The sequence below is a fragment of the Pseudomonas sp. DR208 genome, assembly GCF_019823005.1.
Taxonomy (GTDB): domain Bacteria; phylum Pseudomonadota; class Gammaproteobacteria; order Pseudomonadales; family Pseudomonadaceae; genus Aquipseudomonas; species Aquipseudomonas extremorientalis.
The window spans coordinates 887,614-908,533 of sequence record NZ_CP081944.1 but is presented as its reverse complement, the minus strand read 5'-3'; the positions used below and the strand labels follow the sequence as shown (position 1 = coordinate 908,533).

Sequence of the window (20,920 nt, the reverse complement as noted above, 5' to 3'; positions counted from 1 at the left end):
ATGGGGGTTTGCCGAACACTATCGGGTTGTGGCAGGTAATGGATGTCCATCATGCAGCACCTTCGAGAAGGGTCGAGGAAGAAGCGCCCATCTAACGCTCCCGCCATTCCCGAAGGGGACTAACTATGTCTGGTCACGCACGCCGCTCGCGATGACCCGACTCAGAACTCATCCTTCGCCGGGCGCTGCGGTTGCACGGAAACGGACGGTTGCTCTTCACCGTCGTGCTTTGGCCAATCCACATGCAGTACACCGCTGCGTGTCCAGTAACCGTCCGGCTCCAGCACCTGCAAACGTCCATCGGTGGCCAGTCGCGACAGCCATTCGCCAGGCAGGAAGTCGACCGGGCCAAAAAATAATTGCCCGGTAAACAGATCCTCTTCCGGCGGGGAAAACCTGGGCTGGTACTTGAGCAGCGCACCGTGGCGTGTGCTCAGGTAACAGAACGCCCCCTTGACCCCGCCGACCCTCAACAGGTTGCGGTAGAAACCCAGTTCATCACGCCCGACAAAATGCTCGCGCAGTTTGTCATTGCCGGCCGCCTCACCCATGGTCTTGAAAAACAGGTGGCAGGCTTGCAGTTGGTAACCTGCGGGGTAGGCGGGAACCGGCGGATCGGGAAACAGCAGGGTGCTTTCATACAGAAACAAGCGTTGCGGCACTGAGGACTCGATACCACGGTCATTAAGGGGTTGCGCTGCGATGAACGCGCCTTTTGCCGTGTCGACCAGAATCGCCCCAAGCCACTCTCGCCCCTCAAACCTGCCGAGGCGTTGTGCGCAAGCGCGTGCCGCATCGTCGGGATGGGAAAACATCGGCCCGAACAATAACCCGCGATCGGGCTGGGAGCCGCCAGCCCCTGCGTTGGCAACCCAGCCGGAGCTGACTTTGCCCGGCTGGCTCCAGACGCTGCTGGTGTGTTCCACCTGTATATCCAAGGCACTCGCTAGCTGGCGAATGTACTCCAACGCGGTCAGACGGCCCGCCTTCAACTGTGCCCAGGTCTTTGCCGCAGGCAAGCCAGGAGCGAACGGTGTCGCGCTGACGGGGGTCAGTCTGAGCCAGGCGCCGTCCACGCAGGAGACGTGCACAGGCAGGTAGGCGTGATGGGTCGGCGTGCTGGCTCCCCAGGCCCGCTCCAGGTCTTGTGGCGCAACAAAATTGCGGTACAGCGGATCGTCCACGAGGATATCCGGCTTCGCCGGCGGGCACAGGTACCACCCCAACAACTCATAGTCCTGCGGTGGCTTGCCCTCGAGCATCACCCGGTCCAGGCCCAAGGCGCCTGTGGTACCTGCAAGCGGTACACTGGCCACATAGCGCTCAAGTTTTTTCGCCTTGAACAGCAGGCCGAACTGCAAGCGCGTGCGGGAATCGGCCAAGTGATGCAGATAAAACTGCAGGTCGGCCCGTTGCACAAACACCGGTGTCAGCCCTGTATCGGCGGCCACAGGCAGGGCCTCGGGCACAGAGGCATTCGGCAGCCACTGCGAAAGCACACGCGCCGGCCCCCACAGCGCACTGCCCTCGACTACCCGCAACTGCCCGGTCCGTGCGACCCGGTTGACGAACTCACTGGGGGTCACGGAACCCTCACGAAACCGGCGTTCGACTTCACTGCGCTCCGGGTGCGCCTTGTCGCGGCCACGCACCGTTACCAGGCCTTGCAGGCTCTGTTCGAGGGCGCTATGGCTGGCGGTGTAGCACAACAAGGCGCCGTCGGCACACAACAGGTATTCGCGGCCGGGAGAGTACCGGGCCGGCACGGTGGACGGGCTGAGCATCGCCGCCAGAAACGCGGTGGAAAACATGTTCTGGTAAACCGCACGCTCTTGCTCGGTGAGGGCAAAGGGCACCTCCCCCGCTACCCGCGAGTGGTAGCGCGCCACGCACGTGCTGGCGCTGAGGAACATCGCTTGCGTCACCAGTTCATCCAGGCGAATCCAGCTCGGGGCGAAGTCTTCGACCTGTACCGGCAAAGGTTCGGTGGCGGTAAACAAGCCATCAGCTCGTCGCAGGATCAGCCCGCCGTACACCTGGTCACGCCGTGTGCCCAGGCGCTGCAAGGCATAGCGGGCGGCATCATCGGCGCAACTGAACACCGGGCCCAATTGCCGGCGGCTGATGTGCGCGAATCCGATCCAGTCAGCCCCAACCGGCCCCGGCACGTCCCAGCACTCACTGGTGACCCGCACCAGCAATTGGCCGCTGGCCGCCACCTGGCGAACATAGCTGCGCGGCGTCAAGGTGAGCGCCAGTTTGGCGGGCAGCACGTGCGGGTCGACTTCACCGGACTCGTCGCGAAACAAGGCAAACGGATCTTGCCGGGTGTGGTACTCCAGCAGCGCGCCGTCAAGCGTGGAACAGTACAGCGGCAATGGCGACAAAAACCCACCGCGCCTGACCCGCTGCTCATCGTAGAGGGCGTGATAGAACGACTGCGCGTCGATGAAATGGCGGGCCAGCCAGGCGTCCTGCCCTGTCAGGCCCGGTGCGATGCGCTGGCAGGCGTAGTACACGGCGTGCACCCGGAAATCGTCGACCAGTGCAGGCGCACCGAATTCGCTGGCATGGTAGAGACGATCCAGCAAGTGCCCTGGCAGCAGTTGTGTTGCACAAAATTCGTCGCGTACCGTGTGTTTGATCACCAACCCCAGGCCACTGGCACTGATGGCGTAGCGCGTGCGCCCACGGGCACAAGCCTCCGCCACGGCATCGCGGGCCGTGGCGAACACCGGTCCAAACTGTGGTTGCGATGCCACCCGGGGCTCATCCATCTCGAACGGCCCCGACCAGTCGCTCTGCACCTGGCCCTCAGGCCCCCAGACCGGATTGCCCACCACCACGCGCAAACGCCCGCCCAAGAGCATTTCGCGTACAAGGTCGCCGGGCTGCAGTATGCCGTCGCGCAATTCATGCTGAATCTGGCTGCCACCGGCGCCAGGGGCGACGCGGGCGCGCAGGTCATGGGCCATGCCCGGCGCAAATGGCTCATAGCACAGCAGGCTGTCCGCCGAGCCCGACAGGTAGGCCAGCGGGATGTCCGGTTGTAGTCCGAAAATCCCATGCAGGTCCGTGTCCATGAACATCTGTGCCGCAATCGCGGCCTCTTCGTCCGGCCACGTCAAACCGTTGCCATCACCGCGCCGGCGGGAGCTGCAGATACCCTGCACGCGGTGCCCCGCCGGCAACACGATGGGTCGGCCCTGTCGATCCACCGGGCAGACGTGACTCAGGTCGAAACGCCCGGCTGGGTTTGCCTGGGGGGCGGTGGCGACGAAACGTTGGTCGTCACGCTGCAGGATCAGGCCGGTGTAACCGCTGTCGCGGCGACTGCCGATCTGCTCGTGGGCGTAGCGCGCCGCATCGTCTGCAAGCACGAAGGCCGGACCGAGGTTCAGCGTATGCCGCGCATAGGGCGCCCAGTCCGTGCCGACGCGTCCTGGCACATCCCACAGCGCACTGGTGCGCAACACCGTCAACTCACCGGCCGCGGCGACTTTGCGCACAAACTGCAGGGGCGTCAACGTGCCCGCTATCAGCGCAGCCTCAACGTTATGGTCGATTTTGTGCGCCGAGGTTGGCTTGGGGTTATAGAACTCTAATGACGCCTGAACGCTGGGGAACACCAGTCGCAACTGCGCACCGTCGAAGGTGCTGAAATAGAGTACAAAGGCGACGCCGTCGAGTTGCGCTCTGGATTCGCCGATGGCATGGGCCAGCGCTTGCGGTTTGATAAAGCGCTCGTACAGCCAGGGTTGCTTGACCTGTGGCGGCGCAGGCGAATCGGTGCACAACGTGAAGGCACCGAATAAGGCCCACGAGCGTGGCACGCTGAACGTGTCAGCACGCTCCGACGCAAATACAACGGCGGGCTTGAAGTCCATCCGGGCCACCGTCACCGGTTCGGTTGCCATGAACACTTGCCGCTTTTCATGCTTGAGCACAAAGCCCAACTGCTGCTCGGCAGGGCGACGTAGCAGTTGTTCATGAACACCCGCCATCACCTCAGTCGCATCCCCTTGGATTGGCCCCAGGTAGGGTTCGGGCGTGCGGGGAGCCGGGTTCACCAAGTAAGGGCGCCAGCCAGGCAAGAGGTCCCCGCGCCAACCGGCCCAGACCGGCGAGGTGACTATAACCGACACTCGACCGGCCGCCATCAGCTCCTGGATATATTCCCCGACTGGCTCATCGGCCAACGGTAACGCCGGCGTCGCCTGCCCTTGCATCCTGGCTTGCATGCGCTCGACAAAGCTTTTCTGCATGGCGCGAGTATCCGGCGCGAAACGCACCAGAGAACCTTGCGGTCCCACGCTGAAAAACGCGTTGAAGTGGTAGTAGGTTGCAAACACCGCCTCAGCGCATGGGACGCTCTGCGTCAAGGCAATACGCTGGGCGGACCAGCCGGGGCGCTGACGTTTGATTTCCGCGTGACGGTCGATATCACAGAAGTAATAGGCCTCGTAGAGATAGCCGTGGGGCAGTAACCGGTCGGCAGCCGACTCCATGCTCACCTCGTCGGGGAACAGAAAGTCGTGCAAAGCACCTTCCTGGGGGTAGCTGGCGTGGTAGTCGCCCTCGGCATCGGTAAAAATGTAGCCCCCATAGGACCGCCCCGTGGCCCTGTTGATCTGCGTTGCCGCGTAGCGTGCGGCAGCGTTCAACGTAGCGAACGGCGGGCTCTGCCGATGCAGCAACGCCTCGACAGTCAACGCCTGGGCAGAATTCGTCATGTGCTGATCACTCCTTTGAGAAGGGTGGACGGCCACCCTCACGGTTACACCATCCTGAAGAAGGCACATGCCCTGAGGCGTTAGATAATTAAGACATGCGCACCACAACAGCGCATGGATTGACGCCCCCATACCGAGACAGCACCAAGACAGCGCACAGCAGCGCATAGACTGACCGTTAGACGGTGCTCCTCCCCGGCACGTCCTTTGCTACACCAGAGGAAAAGCTGTCTAAAAACGACGTCAAGCACTCACCATGAACCTGCCCGCCTCCACCGCCCTGTTCACCCCCAGCTGGCATGCCGAGCTGGAACTCGGCTACGCCCGTATCGGCGACACCACCCGCCCGGTGATGCGTCGCCACCATGGCCCGCTGCGGGTGCAAAAGCACCTGTACGCCGAAGGCCCCGAAGTGTGCCAGCACATCATCGTGCACCCGCCCGGCGGGATTGCCGGCGGTGACCGACTGGACATCCGCGCGCATATCGCCGAAGGCGCCTGGGCGCAATTGACCAGCCCCGGCGCGGCCAAGTGGTATCGCGCCAGCGGCCCTGCCTATCAGCAACTGGAACTCACCGTGCAAGCCGGCGCCACCCTGGAGTGGCTGCCCCAGGAAACCATTGTGTTCAGCGCGGCCCAGGCCGAGCTCACCACGCGCATCGACCTGCAGGGCGATGCTCGTCTGTTTTACTGGGACGTGGTCGCCCTGGGTCGCCCGGCCAGTGGCGAGCGCTTCGATCTGGGGCATTTCCAGTCTCATCTGGATATCCGCCGCGACGGCCGGTTGCTCTGGCATGAACGCCAGCGCATTGTGGGCGCCGACGGCTTGCTGGAGTCGCCCATCGGGCTGGACGGCCAGCCGGTGTTGGCGACGCTGCTGCTTACCGGTGAAATCGACACAGACTTACTGGAACACTGCCGCACCCTGCCCCATGCAGTACGCGGCGACCTGACTCAATTGCCCGGCTTGCTGGTCGCCCGTTGCCTGGCCAGTGAAGCACTGCTGGCGCGGGCATGGCTGATCGATTTATGGCGCTTGTTGCGCCCGGCGGTGCTCGGCCGGGAAGCCGTTTCACCACGAATCTGGAGTACCTGAACCATGGACCTGACCCCACGGGAAAAAGACAAACTGCTGATCTTCACCGCAGGCCTGGTGGCCGAGCGCCGGCTGGCGCGCGGAGTGAAGCTCAACTACCCGGAAACCATCGCCTACATCTCCGCCGCGCTGATGGAAGGCGCCCGCGACGGCCGCACCGTGGCCGACCTGATGCACTACGGCACCACCTTGCTCAGCCGCGAACAGGTGATGGAAGGCATCCCGGAAATGATTCCGGACATCCAGGTGGAAGCCACCTTTCCCGACGGCACCAAACTGGTCACCGTCCACCAACCCATCGCGTGAGGCCTGGTCATGATTCGTGATGCGACCCAAGACGACTTGCCGGCGATCCGCGATATCTACAACGATGCGGTACTCAACACCACAGCGATCTGGAACGAACAGCCGGTGGACCTGGGCAATCGCCAGGCCTGGTTCAGTGCGCGGCATGCCCAGGGATATCCGATCCTGGTCTCGGTGGAAAACGGTGAGGTCACCGGTTATGCCTCGTTCGGCGACTGGCGCCCTTTCGAAGGCTTCCGCTACAGCGTCGAGCACTCGGTGTATGTGCGTCACGACCAGCGCGGCAAAGGCCTCGGCCCACGCCTGATGCAAGCGCTTATCGAACGTGCGCGGGAAGGCGGCAAATACGTGATGGTCGCCGCCATCGAAAGCGGCAACCTGGCTTCCGTGCGCCTGCATGAACGATTGGGCTTCGTGACCACCGGGCAAATGCCGCAGGTGGGCATCAAGTTCGGCCGCTGGCTGGACCTGACCTTCATGCAACTGGCCTTGAACCCGGGCGCCGAACAGCCCCAGGAGTGAAAACGATGAACGCCACGCACCTGCGTCGAGTCAATGCAGAAAGTTTTGCCCATTACCGCCCGGGCTTGATCGAGCTATTGCTGGATGCCGTCAGGCACGGCGCATCGGTCGGCTTCATGGCGGACTTCGATGAGGCCCAGGCGCGTGCTTACCTGAGCACTGTGCAGGCGAGTATTGAAGACGCCAGCCTGTTGCTCTGGGTCGTGGTACGCGACGAACAGGTGATCGCCAGTGTGCAATTGGCCTTGTGCCAAAAAGCCAACGGCCTCAACCGCGCCGAAGTGCAAAAGTTGCTGGTACACAGCAGCGCGCGGCGTCATGGCCTGGGCCAGCAACTGATGCACACCCTGGAGCTCGCCGCACGCCAGCACCAGCGCGGCCTGCTGTACCTGGACACCGAAGCCGGTTCACCGGCCGAAGCTTTCTACCAGTCGCTGCGCTACACCAGGCTCGGTGAACTGCCCGACTACTGCCAAAGCCCGGACGGGCGCTACAGCCCGACCGCCATTTACTTCAAGAAACTGGGGCAACCTGCATGATTCCTGGCGAATACCGGATCCAGCCTGGCGACATCGAACTCAACGTGGGCCGGCGCACCGTCACCCTAAGCGTGGCCAACAGTGGTGACCGGCCGATTCAGGTGGGCTCGCACTACCATTTCTTCGAGACCAATGACGCACTGACGTTTGACCGGGCGGCGAGTCGTGGCATGCGCCTGAATATTCCGGCAGGCACGGCGGTGCGGTTCGAGCCGGGACAGAGTCGCGAGGTCGAGTTGGTGGATTTGAGTGGTGGCAGGCGGGTATTCGGCTTTGCAGGTCGGATCATGGGTGATCTTTAGGGCCTTATCGGGGGCAAGCCCCCTCCCACATTTTGACGGTGTTCACACATCAAGGTGGGAGGGGGCTTGCCCCCGATAGCGATCTCACATTCAACACATATCTTCAGGGCAACCACATGAAAATCAGCCGCCAAGCCTACGCCGACATGTACGGCCCCACCGTCGGTGACAAGGTCCGCCTGGCCGACACCGAGCTGTTCGTCGAGGTCGAACAGGACTTCACCGTCTACGGCGAAGAAGTGAAATTCGGTGGCGGTAAAGTGATCCGCGATGGCCAGGGCCAAAGCCAGTTGCTCGCCCATGAAGTGGTCGACACCCTGATCACCAATGCGTTGATCATCGATCACTGGGGCATCGTCAAGGCTGACGTCGGCTTGAAAAATGGCCGCATCCACGCCATCGGCAAGGCCGGCAACCCGGATATCCAGCCCGGCGTGACCATGGCCATCGGCGCCAGTACCGAAGTGATCGCCGGTGAAGGCATGATCCTCACCGCCGGCGGCATCGACAGCCATGTGCATTTCATCTGCCCGCAGCAGATCGAAGAGGCCCTGAACAGCGGCGTCACCACCCTGATCGGCGGCGGCACAGGCCCCGCCACCGGTACCAATGCCACTACCTGCACCTCTGGCCCGTGGCACCTGGCGCGCATGCTCCAGGCCAGCGACTCATTCCCGATGAATATCGGCTTCACCGGCAAAGGCAACGCCAGCCTGCCCGAGCCATTGATCGAGCAGGTCAAGGCCGGCGCTATCGGCTTGAAGCTGCACGAAGACTGGGGCACCACCCCCGCCAGCATCGACAACTGCCTGAGCGTGGCCGACGAGTACGACGTACAAGTGGCGATCCACAGCGACACCCTCAACGAGTCCGGCTTTGTCGAAACCACCCTCGCCGCGCTCAAGGGCCGCACCATCCACACCTACCACACCGAAGGCGCCGGCGGCGGCCACGCGCCGGACATCATCAAGGCCTGTGGCTTTGCGAATGTGCTGCCCAGCTCCACCAACCCGACGCGGCCCTTCACCCGCAACACCATCGACGAACACCTGGACATGCTGATGGTCTGCCATCACCTCGACCCGAGCATCGCCGAAGACGTCGCCTTCGCCGAAAGCCGTATCCGCCGCGAGACCATCGCCGCCGAAGATATCCTGCATGACCTTGGCGCATTTTCCATGATCAGCTCCGACAGCCAGGCCATGGGCCGCGTCGGCGAAGTCATCACACGCACCTGGCAGACCGCCGACAAAATGAAAAGACAGCGCGGCCCGCTGCCGGGCGACGGTGCAGGCAACGACAACTTCCGGATCAAGCGCTACATCGCCAAGTACACCATCAACCCGGCGATTACCCACGGCGTCAGCCATATCGTCGGCTCCATCGAAGTGGGCAAGTGGGCCGACCTGGTGCTGTGGCGCCCGGCGTTCTTCGGGGTCAAGCCGACGCTGATCCTCAAGGGCGGCGCGATTGCCGCCAGCCTCATGGGCGACGCCAACGCCTCGATCCCCACGCCGCAACCGGTGCACTACCGGCCGATGTTCGCCAGCTTTGGCAGCGCCCTGCACGCCACCAGCCTGACCTTCATCAGCCAGGCGGCCCGGGACGCCGGGCTGCCCGAGGCCCTGGGCCTGAAAAAGCAGATCGCCGTGGTCAAGGGTTGTCGCGACGTGCAGAAAACCGACTTGATCCACAACGATTACCTGCCCGACATCGACGTCGATCCCCAGACCTACCAGGTCAAGGCCGACGGCGTGTTGTTATGGTGCGAACCGGCGGATGTGCTGCCGATGGCCCAGCGTTACTTCCTGTTCTGAGGTGTACGGCCTGCGTCCGGTTACAAGTCCTGGTACAAGTCTTCGATACTGTCCAACTTGGCGCGCTGCAACGCTTCGTCGGTGAGCTTTTCCACCTGGGCCCGATCTTGCGCCGCCAGTTTCTCCATTTCGGCGTCGAGCCGCGCCTGGGTCATCACTGCCCCCGGCGGCACCTCGGCGGCCGGCTTGCCCAGGTGTTCCGCCAGCCGCAGTACCTCGCTGCGCCAACGGTCCTTTTGCACCGGATCAGCGGCGTCGAGCCAGGCTTGCTGGGCATCGCGCAGATCCAGCCAGGCCTCTGCCTTGCCTTGCAGCGTCTTGAAGGGCTCTGTGTGTGCCTGCCGGAGATAATCCAGCCAGAACGGCTGCTCACTGATCGATTGCCGCAACAGGTTGCCTTCCTCAAGGGCGAGCACTCGCTTGCGGGCCTGTTCGATCATGTCCGCGGTCACGTCCGGTTCCGAGAACATCATCCGAGCGGATTGCCAGGGCAAGTGCAATTTGTCCGGGGGCGCCAATTCGGTCGCGTAGATCAGGTAGACCTCTACCTCGTCGATGTCGCGCATCGCATTGCCCTGTGCATCGCGATGGGTGATGCGTTCGCCATCGGCGTCGCGCTCGGGGTATTTGCGCCCTTCGGCCACCAGCGCATCGACCCGGGCACGCGCAATCCGACCCAGTTCATCCAGGCGTGACTTGCCGCGCGCCACAGCCAGCAAGTCGCGCTCCACCGTGTCCGGGAGAAGCGAGTCGTACGCCCGCGCCACCAGCACTTCAACGCCCATGGCATTGAACAGTTGGGCACCGGCATCCACGCAGGTGGTGGGCGCCGCGGCCATGGCAAACAGTTTTTCACGCAAGGCTGTGTTGGCCGCCGCCGACTCGACCATTTTCCACACTTTGCGTGTGAGATCGATCTTGGCCGCACTCTCTTGTTCGAGTGCATCTGCAGATTCGGACAGTTTGCGCAACTCATTGAAAAACGGTTCGGAGCCGTGCTCATTTTCCAGGGCGTCCCAGGTGTCCTGTTTGGCCCGCCACTGCTCATCGCTCAGGCCACTGCGCCAATGGATGCTGTCCATCACCCCTCGCAGCGGATAGGTACGGTCCGGCTCCAGCCCGACGGACAGCCGGTAGCCCCTGACGATCTCCAGATTCTGCGCGGAAATGAACGCCGGTTCCACGCTGATACGGGTGCGTGCCACGGTGTTTGCGTGGCTTGACCCAGGTTCGACCTGGGGAACGCTGTCCAACCGATTGGCGCTCAGGTCCAGCACGAACGAACGCGCCCGTGGTTGCTCAAACAAGCCGGTAGGCCACGTGGTCTGCCCGCTGTCGCCGAGCAGCAGCATGCTCAATTCCGGCATGCGGCCGATGTCGGGCGCGCGGCCAAGCGGATTGCTTTCCAGCCCCAGGTAGTTCAGCTTCGTAAGCCCACTCAGGTGATTGAAGGCGTTCGTGTCCAGGACAATCTGATTATCGGACAGCTCCAGCTCGGTCAATCGCTGCATTTGACCTATCGGCTCGGGCAGCACGCTCAGTTCGTTGTTACTCAGGTCCAACCGCCGCAGCCGCTTGAAATAGCGCAGGAAGGGGCTGGGGTCTGTCGAGATTCCCGCATCCGATAGGTCAAGGGCCGAAACATGGTCGAAGTTGGCGGTCAACGGCGGCAGTTGCTCAAGCTGGTCATGCAGGTCCTCGTCGGACAGGTCGAGGACTTGCCCATGGGAGTACCCGCTGACATCCGCATCCTCGGGCCCAGCGCGGCGCCAGGCGTCGCGCAAGGCCTTGACGATTCGCAGGCGGGCAAACCGTTGTTGCTGGAATGCCCCTGAGCGGCGCTGCTCCTCGGTGACCTGGTTATAGTGTTCGCGTTGCCAGTTCTGCAACGTGTTGTCGAATGTCTTGTATTCCATCTCCAGGGCCTTGAGCCGGGATTGGTACTCCAACCCCATGTCGTCGATGAACGTGTTCACTTGCTCGAAGGTAAACCCAGGGAAAAGGGTGCGCACGCGCTCCTCGATGATATGCCCCCAGGCCGTATGCTGACCGTGGTTGCTGGCCAGGTACCCCAACTTCCCGCTCGCCAGGCGCGGTGCCGGTCGGTGTGAAAAGAGGTACCGGCGCTGCTGGAGTTTAAGCACCGTGCGCAACTGGTCACGGGGCAGCGCCGCGGCAATGATCCTGGCCTTCAGCTCCTGCCCTTGCTTGATGTTCGGCAAGCCGATGGCCTGGCGGTGCTCGTCGGGCAAGGCGTGCTGGATAGCTGAGTAGAGGTCGTCGGGCTCATGCAGGGTTTCATCGCGGACATTGCGTGCCTGGTAAAGGCCCTCTCCAACCCGCACCAACACCTTGCGTTCAGTCGCCTGCTGCGGGCCGAAACTGGCCCGTAGCTCACCGTCCAGCTCTGCCTCACGCACTTCCAGGCGCAGGTTGTCCTTCCATCCCGCCAACCTCGGCACTGAATTGACGACCAGGGCTTCGGTGTCCTTATCCGCCAGCGCCTCCAGGTACAGGCCCTCGTAGGCGTGGGTCAGGCGCATGTTCTGCTGCAGGTCGCGCGCCTGCTCGGCCAACCGCAGCGGCACACGCTGCCGGGTGTTGAGCGTTTTTCTCTCCTCGGCAGTAGCGCTCCCCAGCAACTCCTGGACCATGAGCGTCGGGACCCGAGCAAACTGGCGCTTGATCAATTGGGTGGCGGCGTCCGTGGGCGGCTGCTGTCCGGCGTAGAGGCTGCGCATCAAGCGCGCGCGCTGGGTGACCGCGAAGGTTTGCAGACGTGCCTTCAGGGCAGCGACGCGCAGTTCCGGCGTTCTGGGGGTGTAGCCAGGCAACAGGGCATGGATCTGGGCTTCGTCGAGAAAACCGATCACCCGCGCGGGCAACTGGCCCTTCATCAATTCTGTAAGGCTGATCCGCAGGGTGTCGCGGGTGGAGGCGCCGGGGTCGCCGTACTTCACTGACCGGCCGCTTGGCTCGATGTCCCAAAACGCTTCGATCGCCAACTGTTGCGGCCAACCCTTGAGGTACACAACCAGGGACGCTGGATAGCCGCACAAATTGATGGAATGCTTGCCCGCGCCGATCTCCTCGGCCACCGTCCCGGCGTCGCGATAGGCACGGAACCTGCGCACGGTATCCAGCAGGATCGCCGGCACCGGTTCACCTTCGACATGCACCCGACGCAATCGGTCTTGCGTCACGCCACTGGTGTGGCGGATCTGCTCCAGCTCGGTGTCACTGAAACCGTCCATCACCGGCCCCAGGCGGCGCATCAGGGTTGCGCCTTGCCACTTCAAGGGTTGCTCAAGTTCATGGTTCCAGGCGCCCTCGCCATTGGCGGTCAGGCGCGGCAAATAGGCATCGCCCCGTGACGGGTGCTCGATATGAAAACGCTCGGTCTGCGGGTCTTGCCGTACCGCATAGCGCTTGCCCTCCAATTCCAGCAGCTGTTTGCCGTCGACCTGATGCAGTCCCTGTGCGTCGGCGACGGAATCGGCGGGCAACGGCGAAGGATGCTCGTAGATGGACAGATCGGGCTTCCACAGCCGGGTCTTGCCGCTGGGCAACTGCACCGCCTTGAGCTGCTCGATGAAGGGCGACAGGGTCAAGTGAGCCACGCCCGCACCGGCCGCCAGCAGGGCCAGGTTTTCCAGCACATCGGTGATATGCGCCCAACCGGCTTCGCGGTCCCCCTGTGCCCACTCGATAACACCGTCCAGCACTTCGTATAGCAACTGCCCCGCCGTGACCAGGGACATCGCCACCCCCAGCGGCGGAACCACCATGCCCAGCAGGTTCACGGCAAACAGGCCGGTATTCAGATAATGCTCAAGACGCCGCGCACGTTCAGCATCGTCCGCGTCGGCAGTGCTCACGGCCTGGGCCCGCGCATCGGCATACAGGCGCTTGCGCAAGCTTTCGTAGCGATGGGGCCACAGGTCCACTTCCTCCCACAGCCCCTTGATCGCATTCGCGCCGATATTGAATTCCGGCGCGCTGATCGGCACCCGTGTCTGCGGCCGAGGCTCACCGAAAATCGATGGAATACTCTGCAGGTACGACGGCGTCACCAGTGACGTGAGGTACTGGCCCCATTCGGACTGCAACCAATCCTCGATGAACGATCCTGGCGGTGCATCCACCACCAGCTCGGTGAGCCGGCGAAAGTAGTAGGGGCGATGCCGGTAATCAATGAACCGGCTGTAGAACCGCTGGTATTCGGTAACCGGTAACTCTACGGAGCGGTCGCCATGGGCCTGCGTGCCGGCAGTAAGACGGGCTGTCACGGCGTTGCTGAAGTCGGCGAATGACGCGTACCGCTTGATCGGATGCTCGGGGTCGTCGGGGACGTAGATGATCACCCATTGGGAATAGCGATATTTGACGCAGGGGTCGATGACCAGGCAATCGTGCAGGCGCAGGTTCATCATGCACGGCACGCGGTACCACACCTGCTTGTCGCCCAGCATGATCGGTTGTTCACCGGCCAGCACGCGCATCAGCAAGGCATGATCGCTCGCGTCAATATCACCCTTGACCAGGGCCAGGTAGGCCGCCGCCTTGAACGCGGCTTTCTGGTGGGTCAGGTAGCGCTCGCGCAGCAAGCCCTCGGCGACCGCATCCTGGGGTTCCAGGAAGGTCTTGAGGTAGGCCTGGTACTGCGCGCCCAGGTCCAGGTCACGGCACAACTGCACAAAGGTTTCGATCTGCAACGAGGTGGCATGGCGTTCGAACTGGCCGCGCGCATCGGGTGGGGTGATAAAGCCTGAGGATTGGTTGAAAAATCCCTTCTCGGCCTCCCGCGCTTCGAAGTTGTTCAACGCCGCCTGCAACAACGAAAAGGACTTGCTCTTGAACCCGCCCGTTGGCCGGCCGAAGGCATCTTCCACCGGTGAATAAAGCCGCAGCCAGGTTTGATGGACGTCCAGTTCGAAGCCCGCCTTTTTCAAGGCAGCCTCCAGTAACGGCTGGGCGAATGCGGTCACTGACTGCAATTTTCCCATGGACTTTTCCAACTGGTTGAGCGCGTCGCAGCGTGCATCCATCAGGGTTTTGAGCTGATCTTTCTGGTGCTGGGGGGCGGCGGCGTACCAGTCGGGAATCTGTGGAGCAGTCTCTTTGAGGGCCTGGCGACGCTCGGGCGAGGCCCGGACAAGGCATGGCGCGATGGCCTGTTTGATCAGCGTGTAATGCTGGCCTTGATCGATGGGTACGGGCAATGCTGAGTGTTCGACTGCAACGGACTTGGACATGGGATGGCTACTGTGTGATCTGAAGACCACGGGATCCTAGGTCCCCCGCAGAAGGGTGCGGGCCTAACTATTTATCCGACGTTGGCTGTGATCAGGTAAACGTCAATCGAGCCCACGCTTGGGCTGTTCGGACACCGCGAACCGCCCGTTCCTGCGTACGCTTGCAAGGTAGCCTAAGCGTACTTATCTACCGCGTCACTTCCCTGCGCGAGTGATGTGCTGTCACCTCCTAAACCCAAGGAGTGACTCATGTCAGTTCTACGCCCAACAGACGAGACTCGACCGACCGTTTCAGAGAGCGTGCACAGCACTTTCCTCGAAAGCGCCATCCCCGACTGGTTGATCCAAGCCACACCACAACAACGCAAAGCCCTCAAGGCCGCCGGCACGGTGCTGCCGGACTGGTACGTGCAGGCCTCGGCGACGCAACGCAACGCGCTGCAAGCCAGCATCGCCACCCATTTCGCCGCACAGACCCGGTTGGACAACACCATGTCCAGTCTGGAAGACATCGACACCTTCGCCCGCCCCCTGCTGGTCAACGCCTTGAAAGAGCGGTTCAACGTCACGCTGGATGTCGACAAGACCTTCATCCGGCTGAGAAAAACCGTGTCCCTCACCGAGTTCTATATTCCTGTCGGTTGGTTCGAAGCGCTCAAGTTGCCGCTGCTGCAAGCGGCACTGCACAACTTCGAGGCCTCGGAATGCGAAGCCGGCGCGTTTCATTCCTCCTCGGGGTTCGTGGTCCAGTCGGCGAACGCAGACGGCTCCACCGCCGTCACCACCCCCTTGACGGTGGAGCAGTTCACCAGCCTGTGCCGTTCGCTGGATATCGGCGCGAAATACCAGGCTTACCTCAAGGATTTCCTGGAGCCCAATAACGCGGTGGCGCAGGCCGTCCTGCAGGAGCGATTCACCGTCGCGCATAAATCAGCGTTGCGCTCGGCGGCTGAACAGGCCTTGTTGAAAAATGACATCACCGACGCCGATTACCGCATGGTGTTGTCGGTAATCGACGGCGAAAAAAAGCCGGTGCTGAACGGCAAGCGCATCTGGTTGCGCGACCTGAGCCTGACGCAACACCGACTCACCGGTGTGGTGGTGTTCGTGGTCAGCGGCGAACTTCACAACGGGAGCGAGTTGCTGCTGTACATTCCCGACGATCCCCAGGCACCGCTCAAGCGCTACACCCTGGGTCAGCTCAAGCCGCTGTTCAAGCAACGACTCACTGCCGCTGATGCCACGCCGGCTCCGCAGGAAGGTCCCACGACCTACCAGCGGTTCTTCAGCCAGTTCATCCATTATGGAGAGCGGGCGGAGTATTTCAGCCAGTTCACCCAAGACACCTCGGACACCTCCCTCGCCCAGAAGCTCTTGCCCTATAAACCGCTGATTGATCAAATACGACAGGGGATCGACCCGTTCTATTTCTTCAGCACCACCCACCCCTCGCCACCACCTGCTCCACCCAAACAAGTGCCCAATCCTGATCCGCGCCTGGAGCCGGTCATCACGCCGCCGGCCCACGGGGGATGGTTCTGGGGCGAGGACCTCGACCTGTGGACCTATCTCTACGCACAGCATCGCGCCAAACTCTACGCCGACGCACGCGCTCATGCGGTGCCCACGGCAGATGTGGATGCCAGCGTACGCTCACGCAAACTGGCGCAGTTGCTCAACATCGGCATGCTGGTGTTCACGGGTATCTCGATGTTCATACCGGCGTTGGGTGAGGCCATGATGGCGGTGATGGGCACCCAACTTCTGCTGGAAACCTTTGACGGCGTGAAGGAGTGGTCGGAGGGCGATCGCAAGGCGGCCAAGGCCCACCTGATCGACGTCGCGCAAAACCTGGTGCAGTTGGCGGCGATGGCCGCCGTGGGGAGAGGTTTTACCAAACTGACAGCGGTGCCGGCTGAACCGGTCGTCGAGGCGACTCAGCCAATAACGTCGAGCGATGGCAAGAGCCGCCTGTGGAAACCCGACCTGAGCCCCTATCGTACCTCGATCCAGCTGGCGCCCGATGCCCAGCCTGATGCGCAAGGGCTGTACAGCCATGAGGGGCAGACGATCTTGCCGCTTGAAGGCTACACCTACCGCGTCACGCAAGATCCGAACACCGCCGAATACCGCATTCAGCATCCTACCCGTCCCGAGGCCTACTCACCGAAACTGGCCCAAAACAACCAAGGGGCCTGGCGCCACGAAGGCGAAACCCCACTGGACTGGGACGACACCACTGCACTCAGGCGCCTGGGCCATACCACCGAGCCGCTGGACACTGACCAGTTGCTCAAGGCCCAGGAGGCCAGCGGTGTCACAGCCGACGCCCTGCGCGAAGCGCATGTGAATGGCGAAGTCACACCGCTGTTGCTGGCCGATTCGCTGCAACGCTTCAAACTCCACCAGCAGGTCAACGAATTCATCCAGCGGCTCAAGAGCTCCGATCCTTTCGTCTTTCCCAAGGCCGACCTGGGCACGCAACTGGACCTGATGAAGCGCCGTGGCCTGTTGTCCAGCTCCCCGCCATTGCGGGTGATGGACAGCCAAAGGCGCGTACTCTGGGACGACGTACCCTCCCTGTCACCCCAGCCCAGGCGCACAGTCGTACTCAACGAACAGCACCTGGCTCGAGGCGAGGGACTGCATCAGGTGCTGTACACCCTGCAAGGCGCCGACCCTGACCTGGTCGACATTCCCGGTTCGCCCCTGGACACGCTGCCCATGCGGGCCGCCAAACTGCGTCGGCAACTGGGCGAGTTTGTCGAGTCGATCAAGCCTTCGTATGTCGAGGAACGTTATCAGCAACTGACCGCCAGCAACGACCCCGATGTACAACGTGTACAGGACGCGTACCCTAAACTGCCGACACGCATCGCCGAGCCGTTGCTTAAAGAACTCAGCGCTGCAGAATTGGCAGCCTTTCGCCGCAGCGCGCGCCTGCCGGTCGCGCTCGCCGAACGGGCGCAATGGGCCGAGCAGGAAACCCGGGTGTCGCGCGCCTATGAAAACCTGCACTTGAACACACCGTCCGACCTCGACAGCCAGCGCCTGGCCCTGCGTACCCTGCAGACCTTGCCCGGCTGGCCTAGGGGAACGCGCGTGGAATTGCGCCAGCGTATGCCCAACGATGCTCAGGACGTCTTACTCGATGCCATCGGCGAGGTGGGCGGAACACCGAGTAAAATCCTTGTACAGCTCGACGATGGGCGGTTCGAAGGCAACCACGCCACGGATTTGTACGATGCCATTCTGAATACGTTGTCACCGGGTGAACGTATCGACATGCGGGTGACCGACACCGACCACCTGCGGGCTGCCATCCAGTCCACTCCCTTGCCCCGCGAACAACTGCGTGCTGTGTTGCTCGAAAACCCAGTGCGAAAACCTGCCTACGACGCCACGATGCGGTTGCTCGGTGGCGGGCGTGGCTACGAGAAACTCAAAGCGCAGCTCAGCACTGCGCAACAACGGGTGCGCAAGCTTTACCCCTCATTCAGCGATGAGCAAGTCAGGGACTTTATCGAATCGCTTGGCAGCGAAGTGCGTTCATCCTTGACACGACGGGAAGCCGAGTACCGAAAGCTTGAGGACGATTTGAACGTGTGGGTCGAGGCCAACAACCCGCGAGTCGGCGCGTACGCCAGTACGGTCGCTAATGACATCAAGCGCTGCTGGCGTCGTGAATCGGGCAGTACGCTCAAACTCATCAGCTATGTACCGCTGGACCTGCCCGCGCTCACGGCAGACTTCAGCCATGTCACCGAATTGGAACTGCGTACCCGCCTGTGGGGTGGCAACACGCAGACGTTCCTGAATAATTTCAACCAGCTTAAAAAGCTGAGCCTGGCCAACTGCGAACTCACCGCCGTCCCTGAAGGGCTCGACAGAATGCCTCAGCTGACTCAGTTGAGGCTGAACCAGAACAAGATCGTGCTCACCCCACAAAGCGCCGCACGGCTCAGCGCACTGCACAAGCTGGAAACCCTGGAGCTTTCGGGCAATCGCTTGGGCCTCACCCCGGACTTCAGCGCCATGCAGGAGTTGAAGAGGCTGGACCTGTCGGGTTCCGGAATCGAACACTGGCCCACCGGCCTGCTGGACAAAACCAACCTGGAGTTTCTGAACCTGCGCGATAACCGCCTGAGTGAGGTTCCCGAGGCAAATCTCGACCCGCAGCCCGAACAGCTGGAAACCATCGCCAGGATCAACGATGTCACGTTCCTGAAAGGCAACCCGTTTCCTGAAGCCTATCGGCAACGCTTCGACACTTACTGGCAACGCTTGGCCGCGGAACGTCCGGACCTGATCAAAACCCATGACGCGTTCGACATGAACAACCCGCACCTTGAACGCGCACGCGCGCTGTACCCCAATCGCAACACGCTGGAGATCCGGCAATTCATCTGGGATTTGGGGGAGGGTCTGGAAGCGGAGTTGTCGCGCCTGGAACAAGAATTCCAAGTGCTCAATACACAGCTCAACACGTGGGCCTCTGCCGGTGGCAACATCAACAGCCGGACCGGGACCGGCTACGTGCGCACCCGCCAGCGCATGCTCAATTTCGCGGGGCGGGATGATCGCTACCTGGCAAGGGACCGGATAATCAGTTGCTGGCGCAAGGAAGGGCCTCAACAAAAGGCTTTCGACCTTACCCCCATAGGTTGGGAATTGGACCTCAGCAATCTCACCCTGCCAAGCCTGCCGGAGCTGGACGCAGATTTCAGCCACGTCGGCTCGCTCAAACTCAATAACATGAGTCTGAGCACCAGCCCCGAGCAATTCCTGCTACGCCATCGCGGTGTCCGTTGGCTGGATATGTCGAACAACCAGTTACGCGAGTTGCCCCAGGCCCTCAATCAAATGAACGGGCTGACCCGCTTGCTTTTGCATGGCAACCAGATCCAGCTCACTCCCGTAACCGCGCAAGTGCTGGCCCAGCGTACAACGCTCAGGGCGTTGAGCATGGCGATCAACCCCTTGCGCATCGCTCCGGATTTCAGCGCTATTACCGACTTACGTACGCTGAGCCTGCAGAACTGCGAGCTTGAAACCTACCCGACCGGAATCGGCGCGCAACCGCTTCTGGAGTACGTTGCCTTGCTGAACAACCGCATCACCGAGCTTCCCGACTCACTCATCAACCCGCCTGCCGAGCAACTGGCGCAGTCGGCCCGCATCACTAACACCATCAGGCTCCAAGGCAACCCGCTGACCGAGGCGACGCGACAACAGCTGCGCCAATACCAGGCGCGCCTCGAGCAGGTAGGCCTGAGTTCGGCCGACCACCCTAACCAACTGGTTTCCTCGGCACTGCAGGTTACGTCGACGCCAAGAGTACACGCCATTGGTCAACAGCAGACCCGCTGGATGCGAGGCGTGCCCGACGCGCAAATCGCGCCCCGTACGGCCCAATGGCAGCAATTGCGAACACAACCGGGCAGTGACGGGTTCTTCGCCATGCTCGAAGGCATGAGAGAGGCGCCCACCGGCCATGCAGACCTGCAGAACCGGGTCTGGACAGTGATCGACGCTATTACCCAGAACACTGCGGAATCCGCGGCACTGCGCGAACAAATATTCGAGTGGGCCGGCCGCGCAACCTGCTGTGACCGCGCCGGATTGTCGTTCAGCAACGTGGAGATCATGGTCATGGCGCACAACGCCAAGGCACTGGCCAGCGATGTGAACCAGGGCGCTACGCTGATCAAGCTGGCCAGGGGGTTGTTCCGCCTCGACGAGGTGGAAAAAGCCGCGTTGAACGATATCGCCCGGCGTACCCAGGCGATCAATGACAATCCCAGGTACTCGCCTACGGAAAAACTCCAGCAGATCGCACTGTTGGATGAGGTCGAGATCAGGCTGGCCTATCGCTTCGGACTCAAGGGCCCGGACCAACTGGACTTGCCTGGACAACCGCAGACGGCGGCCTACACCGCAGGCAGGGTGAGCGAAGACGTGCTGAAAAAAACCCGCCAGGAGATCCTCAAGCTGAACGATTCACCGGCCGAATTGCAGGCGCTGGTCGCCAGGGAGTTCTGGCAGGAGTACCTGGCCCAGAAGTACAAGGGGCAATTCGAGGAGCAGGGCCAGCCCTTCCATGAACAACTGGCGGCCTTGCATGACGAACACGCCGAGGGTCGGTTGTCCGACAAGCTTTATGATCAGCAGGCCAAGAACTTGCAAGCCGGGCTTGCCATCCAGGAAGCCACGCTGATGGAGGCACTGACCCGCACAGAGCTGAAGACCCATCCGCTCAGCTGACCCCACGGCGCCAGGGGCGTCGCTCCCTGGCGCTGTTTTATCTACCCCGGCCTGCGCCTACTTACGTGATTTGCTGTCTGCTCCCA

The 20,920-nt window shown here is 62.2% G+C and carries 8 protein-coding genes and 2 pseudogenes; 7 read left to right on the top strand and 3 right to left on the bottom strand.

Annotation, left to right across the window (positions count from 1 at the left end; translation table 11 throughout):
* Window positions 1–161 precede the first annotated feature (161 nt).
* Window positions 162–4,733, bottom strand: a complete 4,572-nt coding sequence (locus tag K5K89_RS03865) for a hypothetical protein (protein WP_222540886.1) — start codon at window positions 4,731–4,733, stop codon at window positions 162–164.
* A 256-nt stretch (window positions 4,734–4,989) separates the two neighbouring features.
* Between K5K89_RS03865 and K5K89_RS03860 the strand changes: the two genes are divergently transcribed.
* The 6 genes from K5K89_RS03860 to ureC all read left to right on the top strand — a co-directional run bounded on the left by K5K89_RS03860 (window position 4,990) and on the right by ureC (window position 9,315).
* Complete coding sequence (locus tag K5K89_RS03860) at window positions 4,990–5,829, top strand: urease accessory protein UreD (RefSeq protein WP_222540885.1); 840 nt, start codon at window positions 4,990–4,992, stop codon at window positions 5,827–5,829.
* A gap of 3 nt (window positions 5,830–5,832) precedes the next feature.
* A complete protein-coding gene (ureA, locus tag K5K89_RS03855; RefSeq protein WP_003171437.1) occupies window positions 5,833–6,135 on the top strand; it encodes an urease subunit gamma in 303 nt (100 codons plus the stop codon).
* Window positions 6,136–6,144: 9 nt separating this feature from the next.
* On the top strand, window positions 6,145–6,657 hold the full coding sequence (locus tag K5K89_RS03850; protein ID WP_222540884.1) for a GNAT family N-acetyltransferase: 513 nt from the start codon (window positions 6,145–6,147) through the stop codon (window positions 6,655–6,657).
* 5 nt (window positions 6,658–6,662) lie between these two features.
* Window positions 6,663–7,196 (top strand): GNAT family N-acetyltransferase, encoded by a 534-nt coding sequence (locus tag K5K89_RS03845; protein ID WP_071491632.1) that lies wholly within the window; start codon window positions 6,663–6,665, stop codon window positions 7,194–7,196.
* Entirely contained in the window at window positions 7,193–7,498 is a 306-nt protein-coding gene (locus tag K5K89_RS03840) for an urease subunit beta (RefSeq protein ID WP_058423547.1), read from the top strand. The genes K5K89_RS03845 and K5K89_RS03840 overlap by 4 nt, the downstream gene beginning before the upstream one ends.
* A gap of 116 nt (window positions 7,499–7,614) precedes the next feature.
* The gene (gene ureC / locus K5K89_RS03835) at window positions 7,615–9,315 is read left to right on the top strand and encodes an urease subunit alpha (RefSeq protein WP_071491633.1); all 1,701 of its coding nucleotides are present in this window, start codon (window positions 7,615–7,617) and stop codon (window positions 9,313–9,315) included.
* A 20-nt stretch (window positions 9,316–9,335) separates the two neighbouring features.
* Here ureC and K5K89_RS28870 read toward each other — a convergent pair.
* Both K5K89_RS28870 and K5K89_RS28865 read right to left on the bottom strand, forming a co-directional pair.
* Window positions 9,336–10,370, bottom strand: a pseudogene (locus K5K89_RS28870) (NEL-type E3 ubiquitin ligase domain-containing protein); the annotation flags it as partial.
* Between the two features lie 3,225 nt (window positions 10,371–13,595).
* Window positions 13,596–14,321: pseudogene (locus tag K5K89_RS28865) on the bottom strand (dermonecrotic toxin domain-containing protein); the annotation flags it as partial.
* 498 nt (window positions 14,322–14,819) lie between these two features.
* Here K5K89_RS28865 and K5K89_RS03825 point away from each other — a divergent pair.
* Entirely contained in the window at window positions 14,820–20,834 is a 6,015-nt protein-coding gene (locus K5K89_RS03825; RefSeq protein WP_222540882.1) for a dermonecrotic toxin domain-containing protein, read from the top strand.
* Window positions 20,835–20,920: the final 86 nt, after the last annotated feature.

Bases quoted from the DNA above. Each gene is read 5' to 3' on its own strand.
- K5K89_RS03865 (WP_222540886.1), bottom strand. From the start codon at position 4,733: ATGACGAATTCTGCCCAGGCGTTGACTGTCGAGGCGTTGCTGCATCGG.
- K5K89_RS03860 (WP_222540885.1), top strand. From the start codon at position 4,990: ATGAACCTGCCCGCCTCCACCGCCCTGTTCACCCCCAGCTGGCATGCC.
- ureA (WP_003171437.1), top strand. From the start codon at position 5,833: ATGGACCTGACCCCACGGGAAAAAGACAAACTGCTGATCTTCACCGCA.
- K5K89_RS03850 (WP_222540884.1), top strand. From the start codon at position 6,145: ATGATTCGTGATGCGACCCAAGACGACTTGCCGGCGATCCGCGATATC.
- K5K89_RS03845 (WP_071491632.1), top strand. From the start codon at position 6,663: ATGAACGCCACGCACCTGCGTCGAGTCAATGCAGAAAGTTTTGCCCAT.
- K5K89_RS03840 (WP_058423547.1), top strand. From the start codon at position 7,193: ATGATTCCTGGCGAATACCGGATCCAGCCTGGCGACATCGAACTCAAC.
- ureC (WP_071491633.1), top strand. From the start codon at position 7,615: ATGAAAATCAGCCGCCAAGCCTACGCCGACATGTACGGCCCCACCGTC.
- K5K89_RS03825 (WP_222540882.1), top strand. From the start codon at position 14,820: ATGTCAGTTCTACGCCCAACAGACGAGACTCGACCGACCGTTTCAGAG.